At 74.2% G+C, this 11,764-nt stretch carries 13 protein-coding genes; 4 read left to right on the top strand and 9 right to left on the bottom strand.

All coding sequences use genetic code 11. From position 1 onward, the window contains the following. Positions 1–73 precede the first annotated feature (73 nt). Positions 74–787, top strand: coding sequence for a hypothetical protein (locus ACFW1A_RS31690; RefSeq protein WP_380414930.1), 714 nt, complete (start codon positions 74–76; stop codon positions 785–787). An 88-nt stretch (positions 788–875) separates the two neighbouring features. On the opposite strand, the gene ACFW1A_RS31685 is transcribed toward ACFW1A_RS31690, so the two are convergent. From ACFW1A_RS31685 to ACFW1A_RS31675, 3 genes are all read right to left on the bottom strand, one after another. Next, entirely contained in the window at positions 876–2,036 is a 1,161-nt protein-coding gene (locus ACFW1A_RS31685; RefSeq protein WP_380414928.1) for an Mrp/NBP35 family ATP-binding protein, read from the bottom strand. A 67-nt stretch (positions 2,037–2,103) separates the two neighbouring features. Next, positions 2,104–2,640: a DUF1003 domain-containing protein gene (locus ACFW1A_RS31680; RefSeq protein WP_380414925.1), complete on the bottom strand. Its 537-nt coding sequence runs from the start codon at positions 2,638–2,640 to the stop codon at positions 2,104–2,106. Then, positions 2,627–3,904: a magnesium transporter MgtE N-terminal domain-containing protein gene (locus tag ACFW1A_RS31675; protein ID WP_380414923.1), complete on the bottom strand. Its 1,278-nt coding sequence runs from the start codon at positions 3,902–3,904 to the stop codon at positions 2,627–2,629. Before ACFW1A_RS31675 ends, ACFW1A_RS31680 begins: the two co-directional genes overlap by 14 nt. Positions 3,905–4,083: 179 nt before the next feature. Between ACFW1A_RS31675 and ACFW1A_RS31670 the strand changes: the two genes are divergently transcribed. Then, positions 4,084–4,629: a hypothetical protein gene (locus ACFW1A_RS31670; protein WP_380414921.1), complete on the top strand. Its 546-nt coding sequence runs from the start codon at positions 4,084–4,086 to the stop codon at positions 4,627–4,629. A 127-nt stretch (positions 4,630–4,756) separates the two neighbouring features. After that, positions 4,757–5,683, top strand: a complete 927-nt coding sequence (locus ACFW1A_RS31665) for a DMT family transporter (RefSeq protein ID WP_380414919.1) — start codon at positions 4,757–4,759, stop codon at positions 5,681–5,683. A 19-nt stretch (positions 5,684–5,702) separates the two neighbouring features. On the opposite strand, the gene ACFW1A_RS31660 is transcribed toward ACFW1A_RS31665, so the two are convergent. Then, positions 5,703–6,797: a magnesium and cobalt transport protein CorA gene (locus ACFW1A_RS31660; RefSeq protein ID WP_380414917.1), complete on the bottom strand. Its 1,095-nt coding sequence runs from the start codon at positions 6,795–6,797 to the stop codon at positions 5,703–5,705. A gap of 105 nt (positions 6,798–6,902) precedes the next feature. Between ACFW1A_RS31660 and ACFW1A_RS31655 the strand changes: the two genes are divergently transcribed. After that, positions 6,903–7,547, top strand: coding sequence for a suppressor of fused domain protein (locus tag ACFW1A_RS31655; protein WP_380414915.1), 645 nt, complete (start codon positions 6,903–6,905; stop codon positions 7,545–7,547). Positions 7,548–7,557: 10 nt separating this feature from the next. On the opposite strand, the gene ACFW1A_RS31650 is transcribed toward ACFW1A_RS31655, so the two are convergent. From ACFW1A_RS31650 to ACFW1A_RS31630, 5 genes are all read right to left on the bottom strand, one after another. Next, the gene (locus tag ACFW1A_RS31650; RefSeq protein WP_380414911.1) at positions 7,558–8,172 is read right to left on the bottom strand and encodes a MarC family protein; all 615 of its coding nucleotides are present in this window, start codon (positions 8,170–8,172) and stop codon (positions 7,558–7,560) included. 63 nt (positions 8,173–8,235) lie between these two features. Beyond that, complete coding sequence (locus tag ACFW1A_RS31645) at positions 8,236–9,093, bottom strand: PHP domain-containing protein (protein ID WP_380414908.1); 858 nt, start codon at positions 9,091–9,093, stop codon at positions 8,236–8,238. 96 nt (positions 9,094–9,189) lie between these two features. Continuing rightward, positions 9,190–9,828 (bottom strand): DUF6758 family protein, encoded by a 639-nt coding sequence (locus ACFW1A_RS31640; protein ID WP_380414907.1) that lies wholly within the window; start codon positions 9,826–9,828, stop codon positions 9,190–9,192. Positions 9,829–10,094: 266 nt separating this feature from the next. Then, a complete protein-coding gene (locus ACFW1A_RS31635) occupies positions 10,095–10,241 on the bottom strand; it encodes a hypothetical protein (protein ID WP_380414905.1) in 147 nt (48 codons plus the stop codon). 413 nt (positions 10,242–10,654) lie between these two features. Further along, entirely contained in the window at positions 10,655–11,548 is an 894-nt protein-coding gene (locus ACFW1A_RS31630; RefSeq protein ID WP_380414903.1) for an alpha/beta fold hydrolase, read from the bottom strand. Between the last annotated feature and the right edge of the window lie 216 nt (positions 11,549–11,764).

Genomic DNA, 11,764 nt, shown 5'->3' with positions numbered 1-11,764 from the left:
CCCGCCCGAACGGGGTGTCGCGCTGTGCGCCGCTATTGTGCTGAGTGCTCGACTGGTGTGAGGGAGGTCCTGGATGGACGCGACGAGCAGCCGCGCGGCGGAAGGCGCCGAGCCGGCGGGGGGAGCAACCGCGACCGCCGGACCCGCCGGACCCGCCGGGGTCCCGGGCCGCCGGACGGCCGGGCCGGTCGACCCGCTGGCGCCCTACCTGGCCGCCGACTTCCCGTGGTACGGCCTGGACGAGGGGTGGAACGGCCGCCGCTGGCTGCTCCAGGCCGGCGCCGCCGGTCAGCGGTCCGGCCAGCAGCGCAGCATCGACTACGGTTCGCTCGGCCACGGCGAGGAGCCGCCCAAGCAGCAGGAGGCGCACGGCGGCCGCCGGTTCGCGGTGGTCGTCACGGTGGCCCGCCGGCCCGGCCGGCGCAGCGCCGACGGCACCGGCGTGCTGGAGGCCACCTCGGCCTCCTCGGCCGCCTGGCTGGCCGGCTCCGGCCTGCTCGCCTCGACCTGGCCCGGCCAACTGGACCGCGGCCGCCGCCAGGAGTGGCTGGACCAGCAGACCGCGCTCGCCTGGGACCTGGCGGACGACCTGGCCGGCCCCGGCTGGTCCCCGCTCACCCTGCCGGTCAGCGGTCTGCCGCAGCCCTTCCGCTACCGCGAGTCCGAGTACGGCTGGGTGCTGGCGGGCGAGGCCCCCGGCGTCCTGCTGGGCGCCTACGGCCGCGGCCTGAGCGCCTACGCCCTGGGCTTCAGCGCGGTCCAGGACCTCGCCGCCTACACCGCCTGACCACCCGCGCCGACACCGCCCGGCACCCGTGCACGCCCGAGCCCGGCCCCGCACCAGCGGGACCGGGCTCGGACGGGCCGCACGGCGGCTAGAACTTGTTCTTCGGCGTCAGCCCCAGCGAGAGGCCGGACAGGCCGCGCTGGCGGCCGCCGAGCTTGCCGGCCACGGCGCGCAGGGCGGCGCCGGCCGGGGAGTCGGGGGCGGCCAGGACGACCGGGCGGCCGTCGTCGCCGCCCTCGCGCAGGCGGACGTCGATCGGGATGTTGCCGAGCACCGGGACGGTGGCGCCGGTGGCCCGGGTGAGCGCGTCGGCCACGGTCTGGCCGCCGCCGGTGCCGAACACGTCGACCATCTCGTCGCAGTGCGGGCAGGGCATGCCGGACATGTTCTCGATCACGCCGACGATCTTCTGGTGGGTCTGCAGCGCGATGGTGCCGGCCCGCTCGGCCACCTCGGCGGCGGCCTGCTGCGGGGTGGTGACGATCAGGATCTCGGCGTTCGGCACCAGCTGCGCCACCGAGATGGCGATGTCGCCGGTGCCCGGCGGCAGGTCGAGCAGCAGCACGTCCAGGTCGCCCCAGTAGACGTCGGCCAGGAACTGCTGCAGCGCGCGGTGCAGCATCGGGCCGCGCCAGACCACCGGGGCGTTGCCCGGGGTGAACATGCCGATCGAGATCACCTTCACGCCGTTCGCCGACGGCGGCATGATCATGTCCTGGACCTGGGTCGGCCGGCCCTCGACGCCCAGCATCCGCGGCACGCTGTGGCCGTAGATGTCGGCGTCGACCACGGCGACCTTCAGCCCGTCGGCGGCCAGCGCGGCGGCCAGGTTGACGGTGACGGAGGACTTGCCGACCCCGCCCTTGCCGGAGGCGACCGCGTACACCCGGGTCAGCGTGCCGGGCTTGGCGAACGGGATCTCGCGCTCGGGGGCGCCGCCGCGCAGCAGCTGGGAGAGCTCCCGGCGCTGCTCCTCGCTCATCACGTCCAGCTCGACCTCGACGCCGGTCACGCCGGGCACCCGGCCGACGGCGGTGCGGACCCGCTCGGTGATCGTCTCGCGCATCGGACAGCCGGAGACGGTCAGGTAGACCGCGACCCGCACGGCGCCGCCGTCGGCGATCTCCACCGATTTCACCATGCCCAGTTCGGTGATCGGGCGGTTGATCTCGGGGTCCTGCACGGTCGACAGCGCCTCGCGGACGGACTCCTCCGCCACGCCGGTCGCCACCTGAGTCTCATTGGCCATGCCTTGATGGTACGGCTCCCCGCCGAGCCGGTTGACTGGCCGGTAGGGTGCCGCCGGTCACAAGGGGTCAGCGCAGTTCGGCGCGGTCCCGGCGCTCCTCCAGCTCGCGCAGCAGCCCCTGCAGCTCCGAGCGCAGGAAGTCGCGGGTGGCCACCTCGCCCAGGCCCTGGCGCAGCGCCGCCACCTCGCGGGTCAGGTACTCGGTGTCGGCGATGCTGCGCTCCGCCCGGCCGCGGTCCTGCTCCATGTTGACCCGGTCCCGGTCGTCCTGGCGGTTCTGCGCCAGCAGGATCAGCGGGGCGGCGTAGGAGGCCTGCAGCGAGAGCACCAGGGTGAGGAAGATGAACGGGTAGCCGTCGAACCGGACCGTCGTGGGCAGCAGGGTGTTCCAGCCCACCCAGATGATGATCACCACCGTCATCCAGACGATGAAGCGGCCGGTGCCGAGGAACCGGGCGATCCGCTCGGAGAGCCGGCCGAAGGCCTCCGGGTCGTAGCTCGGCAGGCTGATCAGGCTCGGTCGGCTGGTCCGCGGCTGGTCCAGCCGTGGGCGCACGGTGGTGCCGTGCGCGGTCTCCACCCGCTTGCGGTCAGTGTCCGTCACTCGGCTCGTCCTCCTCGGGGTGCAGCCCGGCCTCGCGCCAGTCCTCGGGCAGCAGGTGGTCCAGTACGTCGTCCACGGTGACCGCGCCCAGCAGGTGGTCCGTCTCGTCCACCACCGGGGCGGCCACCAGGTTGTAGGCGGCCAGGTAGCTGGTGACCAGCGACAGCGGGGCGTCCGGGTCGAGCGGGTCGAGGTCGTCGGCCACCAGCGAGCCGACCAGGGTGAAGGGCGGCTCGCGCAGCAGCCGCTGGAAGTGCACGGTGCCCAGGTAGGTGCCGGTGGGGGTCTCGTTCGGCGGCCGGCAGACGTAGACCTGGGCCGCCAGCGCCGGCTTCTGGTCGGCCACCCGGATCCGGGCCAGCGCCTCGGCGACGGTCGCCCCCGGCTCCAGCACGATCGGCTCGGTGGTCATCAGGCCGCCGGCGGTGTCCTCCTGGTAGCTCAGCAGCCGGCGCACCGGCGCGGCCTCCTGGGGCTCCATCAGCTGGAGCAGCCGCTCGGCCTCGTCGCCGGGCAGCTCGGAGAGCAGGTCGGCGGCGTCGTCCGGGTCCATCGCCTCCAGCACGTCGGCGGCCCGCTCGTCCTTCAGGTGGCCCAGGATCTCCACCTGGTGGTCCTCGGGCAGCTCCTCCAGCACGTCGGCCAGCCGCTCGTCGTCCAGCGCGGCGGCCACCTCGACCCGGCGCTTGGCGGAGAGGTGGTGCATCACGTTGGCCAGGTCGGCCGGGCGCAGCTGCTCGAAGGTGGCCAGCAGGTTGGCCGCGCCCTGGCCCTCCTCGGCCAGCGAGAAGCCGGTGACGGCGGACCAGTCCAGGGTCACCGTCTCACCGCGGCTCTTGCGCAGCCGGCCGGGCTTGCCGCGCTGCACGAACACCTTGCTGATCTGCCATTCGCGCAGCCGGGTCTGCACCATCGCCACGTCCAGCACGGTCGCCTCGGCGCCGCCCGCCGTCTCGGTGACCCGCCGGTCCAGCAGTTCGGCCAGTACCAGGGTCTCGCTCGGCCGTTGCTCGAAGCGGCGCATGTTGACCACGCCGGTGCTCAGCACCTGCCCGGACTCCAGACTGGTCACCCGGGTCATCGGCAGGAAGATCCGGCGTCGGCCGACCACCTCCACCACCAGCCCCAGGACCCGGGGCGGGCTGTTGCCCAGCCGCAGCGCGACCACCACGTCGCGGACCCGGCCGACCTGGTCGCCGTTGGGGTCGAAGACCGCAACGCCGGCGAGGTGCGAGATGAAGACCCGGCTGCCTGGCCCTGCCATGCCCTTGGACGTCCTTCCGTCGACCCGCGCGGACTGCTCGGCCCGAGCAGCACGGTGATCCCGGAAAAGGCTATCGAACTGTCACGAATCGGGCAGAGCGCGGCAGGGGCCGTCGTCCGCTCCCCGGCCGGACGGCGCCCGCCTCCCCGGCGCGGCCGCTGCCGCGTACGCTGTGCCGCATGGACGGGACCACCGCGACTGCAGACGACTTCCTGGACCGCGCCCTGCTGGAGGAGGCGGTGAAGAAGTCCGGCCTGCTCTGGGTCCGGGCCGCGGACGGCGCGAGCGCCCAACCGCTCTGGCACGCCTGGTACGACGGCGCGGTGGTGCTGGTCGGCGACGGCGGCGAGCAGCCGCTGCACGGCCTGCGGGGCGACGGCACGGCCGTGGTGACGGTGCGCAGCAAGGACAAGTGGGGGCGGCTGGTCGCCTTCGTCGCCGAGGTCTCGGTGCTGGAGCCGGGCAGCGAGGCGTGGACCGGCGCGGTCGAGGAGCTCAAGGCCAAGCGGCTGAACGCGCCCGACACCGACACCATCACCGAGCGCTGGGCCGCCGAGTGCCGGGTGCTGCGGCTGCTGCCGACCGGCGGACTGACCGAGCGGCCCGGCGCGATGCCGACCGACTCGCACGCGGCGCAGCCGCTGCCCAGTCCGGTGACCACCCGGCAGCCGATCCCGGCGGGCCTGCCGAAGCTGGTCCTGGGCCGGTTGCGCCGGAAGGGCTGAACGGGCGGTCCGGGCGCGGGCCGGAGCGGTCCCACCGCCGGTCCCGCCATGTGGGCGACAGCGGCATCATGCCGTGACGGGCCTTACCTTGGTACGGCCCGCCCCTGCCACCGCCCCGAGGAGCGCCGTGTCCCTCACCCGGCCCGAGACCGCCGCCGCCACCGTCACCGGTGCGGACCGCCCGAGCCCCGGCCTGCCCAGGACGGACCTGCTGCTGCTCGCCGTCTCGATCGCCGGCATCTCGCTCTCCGCCCCGCTGATCAGTGCCACCGCGGCCCCCGCGCTGGCCATCGCCTGCTGGCGCAACGTCATGTCGGTGGGCGTGCTCGGCCCGTACGCGCTGCTGCGGCACCGCGGCGAGCTGCGCGGGATCGGGCGGCGGGCGCTGCTGCTGGCGGTGGCGGCCGGGGTGCTGCTCGCGGTGCACTTCGCGCTCTGGATGCCGAGCCTGCGGATGACCTCGGTGGCCTCCGCCACCGCGCTGGTGACCACCACGCCGCTGTGGACCATCCTGATCATGCGGCTGACCGGGACCCGCCCGCCGCGGCTGGTCTGGACCGGCATGTGCGTGGCGTTCACCGGCGTGCTGGTGCTCACCGGCGTCGACCTCTCGCTCTCCTCCCGGGCGCTGCTGGGCGACGCCCTGGCGCTGGGCGCGGGGCTGGCGGCGGCCGGCTACATGCTGCTCGGTGCCGAGGTGCGACGCACCGTCAGCACCACCGCGTACACGCTCGTCTGCTACACCACCACGGCCGTGGTGCTGCTGGCGTGCTGCCTGGCCACCGGGACCGGGATGGGCGGCTGGTCGGCGGGCGTCTGGGGCCAGATCGCGCTGCTGATGGTCGCGGCCCAGCTGCTCGGGCACTCGCTGAGCAACCGGGTGGTGCGCACCCTGGGGCCCTCGGTCACCTCCACCGCGATCCTGCTGGAGACGCCCGGCGCGGCGCTGATCGCCGCCGTCTGGCTGGGCCAGCTGCCCCCGGTGGCCGCCTACCCGGCGGTCGCGGTGATCCTGCTCGGGCTGGCCCTGGTGGTGCGCGGCGGGCGGAGCTGACGGCGCCGGCCCCGCGGGCTCAGAGCCAGCCGTTGCGCTTGAACCCCTGGTACATGCCGACGCAGACCGCCGCTATCCCGAACAGCACCACGAAGTAGCCGTAGCGGTAGTGCAGCTCCGGCATGTTCTCGAAGTTCATGCCGTAGATGCCGGTGATCATCGTGGGCACCGCGAGGATGGCCGCCCAGGCGGTGATCTTGCGCATGTCCTCGTTCTGCGCGACCGAGACCTGGGCCAGGTTGGCCTGCAGCAGCGAGTTGAGCAGTTCGTCGAAGCCCTGCACCTGCTCGGTCACCCGGGCCAGGTGGTCGGCCACGTCGCGGAAGTAGGTCTGCACCTCGGGGTCGACCAGCCGGGCCGAGGTCGGCTCGGAGAGCTGCTGCATCGGGCGCAGCAGCGGGACCGCGGCGCGCTTGAACTCCAGCACCTCGCGCTTGAGCTGGTAGACCCGGCCGGCGTCGGTGCCCGGGCCGCCCACGGGGGAGAAGACGTCGTACTCGATCTGGTCCACGTCGGTCTGCAGCCGGTCCGCGACCGCCAGGTAGTCGTCGACGACGTGGTCGGCGATGGCGTGCAGCACCGCGGTCGGGCCCTTGGCCAGCAGCCCGGAGTCCGCGGTCTCCTCCTCCAGCCGGCGGCGCAGCCCGGTCAGCGAGCCGTGGCCGCCGTGCCGCACCGTGATCACGAAGTCCGGACCGGCGAAGACCATCAGCTCGCCGGTGTCCACCACCTCGCTGGTCGGCGTGAGCTGGCCGTGCTCCACGTAGCAGACCGTCTTGAGCACCACGAAGAGCACCGAGTCGTAGCGCTCGATCTTGGGCCGCTGGTGCGCGTGCACCGCGTCCTCGACCGCCAGCGGGTGCAGGCCGAAGAGCTCGGCGATGCCGGCGAACTCCGCCTCGGTGGGCTCGTGCAGGCCGATCCAGCTGAACGCGCCCTTGGCGCCCCGCACCTGGCGGACCGCCTCGGCGGGGGAGCAGGTGGTGCCGAGCCGCCGGCCGTCCTGGTAGACGGCGCAGTCGACCACGGCCGAGCACATCGGGTCCTGGCCCCCGGCCGCTTCCGGGCGGCGGGTGGGTCGGACGGCGGCCCGCAGATTGTTGATCATCGACACCGGGTTCCTCCGTTCGAACGGTCACCATAACAGCAGGTGAACGCCTGCCCCAGGAGTCGGGGAGCACGCATCTGCCGCTGCTGGACGGCCGGGTACGCTCCGGGTATGGCCCATGACTTCCCGCTCTTCGGCGACCCCAGCCAGCCGCACGGTCCGCTCGGACCCAGCCGCACCGAGGTGCTGACCGCCGTCGAGGCCAGGCTGCTGACCACCTTCGGCGAGCCCACCGGGCGGGCCGCCGTCACCTTCCTGGGCGCGGAGCGGATCGAGGTGCTGCGGTTCGGTCCGGACGCGGAGGGGCTGGTCCGCTACGCGACGCTGGGCATGGCCGCCGCGCCGATGGCCGACCCGACCTCGGCAGTGGCCGACCCGGTGCGCGGGCCGCGCGCCGAGCTGGTGCTCACGCTGCGCGCCGGGCGCGACGAGGTGCTCCGGGCGCTGGCCACCTTCGCGGCCACGCCGCAGGTGGAGGGGCTGGTGGTGGCGCCGGGCAGCTCGCTGGACCTGGGCGGGCCGCTCTGGCCCGCGGCGCCGTTCACCTCGGTGCTGGTCGGCGAGGGCGGCGGCCTGGTGGCCGACCTGGAGCTGACCGAGCCGGCCGAGGCGGTGCGCTTCCTGCCGCTGCTGCCGATGACGCCCAACGAGGCCGCGCACAAGCGGGTGCACGGCGCGGCCGAGCTGCAGGAGCGCTGGCTGGCCAAGGGCACCGACCTGCGGGACCCGGACCGGCGCGGGGTCGCGCTGGGCTGACCGGCCGGGCTCAGGCGTAGTCGTGGATGAACCCGTAGACGCCGCTGGCCACCAGCTGCACCGCGATCGCCGAGAGCAGCAGGCCGCTGAGCCGGGTGATCAGCACCACGCCGCCCTCCTTGATGATCCGGATGATCACCAGCGAGAAGCGCATGGTCAGCCAGAGCACCACGTGCATGGCCACGATCGCGCACCACACCGCGAGCTCCTGGCCGCTGCCGTGCGACTTCTGCACCGCCAGGATCACCGCGACGATCGCCCCCGGTCCGGCCAGCAGCGGGGTGCCCAGCGGGACCAGGGCGACGTTGACGTCCTTGGTCTGGGTGGGTTCCTCGATCTTGCCGGTCAGCAGGTCCAGCGCGATCAGCAGCAGCAGGATGCCGCCGGAGACCTGCAGCGCCGGGATCGAGACGTGCAGGTAGTCCAGGATCTGCCGGCCGAACAGCCCGAAGCAGGTGATCACGCCCAGCGCCACCAGGGCCGCCTGCCAGGCCATCCGGCGCTGCACCCGGGCCTTCCGGCCCGAGGTGAGGGCCAGGAAGATCGGGATGGTGCCGGGCGGGTCCATGATCACGAAGAGCGTGACGAAGAGCGAGCCGAAGGTCGTCCCGTCGAAGAAGCCCATGGTCCGTATTGTCGGCTTCGCGCCGGTTCGGGCGCCCGCCCGGTGGGCTGACCGGGCGTCAGGTCACCGGATCGGCTCGGCGCCGGTGGCCTGCGCGAGCAGCTCCTCGAACACCTGCGGGGCAGTGGTGAAGGCGCCGAGCCGGACCGACTTCCGGGCGCCGTGGTAGTCGCTGGAGCCAGTGCAGAACAGGCCGAGCTCGCCGGCCAGGCCGCGCAGCCGGGCCCGGGTGGGCTCGTCGTGGTCGGTGTGGTCGACCTCCAGGCCGCCCAGGCCGGCCAGCGCCAGGTCCGCGATCACCTGGTCCGGGACGGTGCGGCCGCGCTTGACCGCGCCCGGGTGCGCGAAGACCGGCACCCCGCCGGCGGCCCGGACCAACCGGACCGCGGTGACCGGGTCGGTCTCGTGCTTGGGCACGTCGGCCCGGCCGCCGTTGGCCAGCCAGTCCCGGGTGAACGCCTCGTCCACGGTGGCCACCACGCCCGCCTCGACCAGGGCGCTGGCGATGTGCGGGCGGCCCACCGAACCGGCGCCCGCGATCCGCTCCACCTGCTCCCAGCTGATCGGCGCACCCAGCTCGCGGCACCGCTCCACCACGGCCCGGCCGCGGCGGAACCGGTCGGTGCGGACCAGCTCGCGCTCGGCGGCGAACGCCGGCTCGGCCGGGTCGAAGAGGTAGGCGAGCAGGTGCATGCTGATGCCCTCGACCCGGCAGGACAGCTCCGCGCCCGGCACCAGGGTCAGCGAGCGGCCGGCCGGCAGCGCCCGCACCGCCGCGGCGGCCTCGGCGTGGCCGGCCACGGTGTCGTGGTCGGTCAGCGCGACCACGTCCAGGCCGGCGACGACCGCGTTGGCGACCAGCTCGGCCGGGCTGTCGGTGCCGTCGGAGGCGTTGCTGTGGGCGTGCAGGTCGATGTGCAAGAGCGGGACTCCTGGCGGGCGCGGTGGAATCGGCGGGCGCGGCCAGGATAGTCGGGTGCCCCCGGGTGACGGCGCGTCAGCCGGCCCCGCGGGCGCTCAGCCGAGCAGGCGGGGGGAGAGCGCGCCGCAGGGGAGCAGGTCCAGCTCGGCACCCGCGTCGCGCAGGTCGGTCAGCACCAGCTCGTCGTACATCATCAGCGCCGACTGCTCGGGCCAGGTGATCGCCCAGAGCCAGATGCCGCGGGCCTCGCCCACGTAGACCGCACGGTTGTCCGGGGCCCCCTCGACGTGCCACATCGGCGTCGGCCGCCCGGCGGCCATCACCTTGGCGCCGACCGGCCGGTCCAGCGCGAGGGCGGTGCCCGGGTCCGGGCCCGGCAGGCCGGCGTAGCGGGCGCCCAGGCCCACCCCGAGCTCCTCGGCCACCAGCACCAGCTCGCCGAAGCCGCCCAGCGGCGCCGGTCCGGAGCAGGCCACGGCGGTGGCGCGGGCGCCCGACAGGTCGTCACCCGCGTGCGCGATGCCGGTGTAGAGCCAGCCGACCGGGAGCGGCCAGGGCAGCCAGACGGGGACCTCCGACCTGCCGACCGCGACGCCCAGGGCCTCCACGCTGGGCGGGAGCACCGGCTGCATCGGGTGGACGGCACCGTGCTGGTCGCACTGCCAGGTGTCGGAGAAGAGACCGGGGGCACGCACCCGACCGGCGCACCTCGGGCAACTTGGCTCGCCCCTCATAACTGCCAACGCTCCTCCCTCCGGACCGCCGCGTCAAGGACGGTCACCCGTAAGAGTGCGTCGCTCGTGCCCGGTGCGCTGCGGGCCGGGTGGCGGTCCTCGCTAGGGGATGTCCCGCGCGACTCGGCGGCAAACGTCGGGCAGGTGGCGGTGCGGGCGGGGCGCGACGGGTGCGGTGGGAGCACCGGGGAACGGCTGACGCCCCGTCACCGGCGAACGGGTGACGGGGCGTCGGTGGAAGTGGTCGGACCCGGTCCGACACACGGTCAGACGGCCTGGAGCGGGCGGATGTAGATGCGCTCGCCCGTGCGGGCGGCATCCTCCACCATGCTGCGGACGGCGTCCGCCTCGACGATCACGCGATCGACGGCGGCGCCCTGCTGGTCGTCCAGTCGGAGGATCTCGAAACGCATGGGCCTCTCCTCTCTTGGTCCCGGGGTGAGCCGGGGCGGCGGGGTGGTGCTCATCGGTACCGACAGTGGTGCCTCGGTCAGTGCCACGTCTTCCCCTTTGTCGCAGCCGTTGGTCACCCCTGGTGTGTCCCCCGGGGTGGAGCTGCTGGGCCCTCGTTCACAAGGGTCGCCTCGGACGCTTTCCTGGCGGTTGCCCGCCCGTGAAGTTCCGGTTACTCGGCTGCCGGTACGCGGCCGACGTGCTGCGCGGGGTGACGCGCGGTGACTCGCAGAGAAGAACCACGGCCGTGGGGTCGTTCATTCCCGGCCTGAATCAAATATTACCGGACCTAATGAAAATCAGTCTGCTGGACAACGGCTCGAACCGGACCGGAGTCCGGCTAGAGCGCAGGTCGCCGGGGTGGGGCGGCGGATCAGGCCGGGCCGACGGATGTCCAGAACTCGGCCAGGGCGGCGGCCGTCTCGGTCGGCCGCTCGGCGTTGGGGGAGTGGCCGGCGCCGTCGACGCGCAGGTAGCGGGCGCCGAGCCGCTCGGCGGTGCGGGCCTGCTCCTCGACCGGCCAGGCGTAGTCGCGGACGCCGGACACGGCCAGCTTGGGCAGCGCGACGGCGGCCAGCTCGGCGGTCCGGTCGGGCTCGCCGAGCAGGCGGTCGCCCATCGCCAGCAGGGCCTGCGGGACGTTGGCCAGCCAGCGCCGGTGCAGGAACTCGGCGACCGGCGGCGCGGGCTTGGCGGCGGGGTCGCCGCTGCCCTCCTCCATCTGCTGCATCACCTGCCAGATCGTCTCCAGGGCCAGGCCGGCGAGGGCGTCCAGCAGCATCTTGGTGCGCGCCGCCTCGCTCGGCTCGATCGGGCCGGGGCCGGTGGAGAGCAGGGTCAGCGAGGACCACGGGAGGGCGGCGCCGGCGGCGACGGTGGCCAGCACCGCCTCGCGGACCACGTAGCCGCCGAAGGAGTGGCCCAGCAGGTGGAGCGGGACGTCCGCGGCGTCGGCGGCCACCGCCGCGGTGAGGGCGAGCAGGTCGCGGCCGAGCTCCGGGAGGGCGTAGGCGGCCTGGTCGGCGGGCCCGCCGGTCTCGTACTGGCCGCGCTGGTCGACGGCGACGGTGCGGTAGCCGGCGGCGGCCAGCGGCTCCAGCAGTGCGATGAAGTCCTCCTTGCTGCCGGTGAAGCCGGGGACCAGGAGGGCGCTGCCCCGCGGCGTACCGTTCGGCTCGGCGACCAGCACGGCGAACTCGCCCCGGGCGGTGGGCAGCCGGCGGGCGGACGCGCAGGCCGGGAGGGCGAGGAAGGGCGGGGTGCTCATCGGGGGCGCTCCTTGCGGGCGGTGCGGCGGTGCGGGTGGGGCTGCGGGCTTACGGGCTGTGGGTGGCCGTTGGCAGGCTACGGGAGGCGGGTGGCCGGGGAGTGACGGGAAACGCGACGACCGATGACGACTGACAAGATCTGAAATCTGTCTGTGGTCATCGGTCGTCGTTCCCGCCTGGTCGGCCGGCTGGGCGGCCGGTCGGCGGGACGCGGC

Origin of the sequence: Kitasatospora sp. NPDC058965, assembly GCF_042741245.1 — a bacterium.
Classification (GTDB): Bacteria; Actinomycetota; Actinomycetes; order Streptomycetales; family Streptomycetaceae; genus Kitasatospora.
Note: the sequence above shows the minus strand (reverse complement) of the source record. Positions and strands in the feature narration are given on the sequence as shown.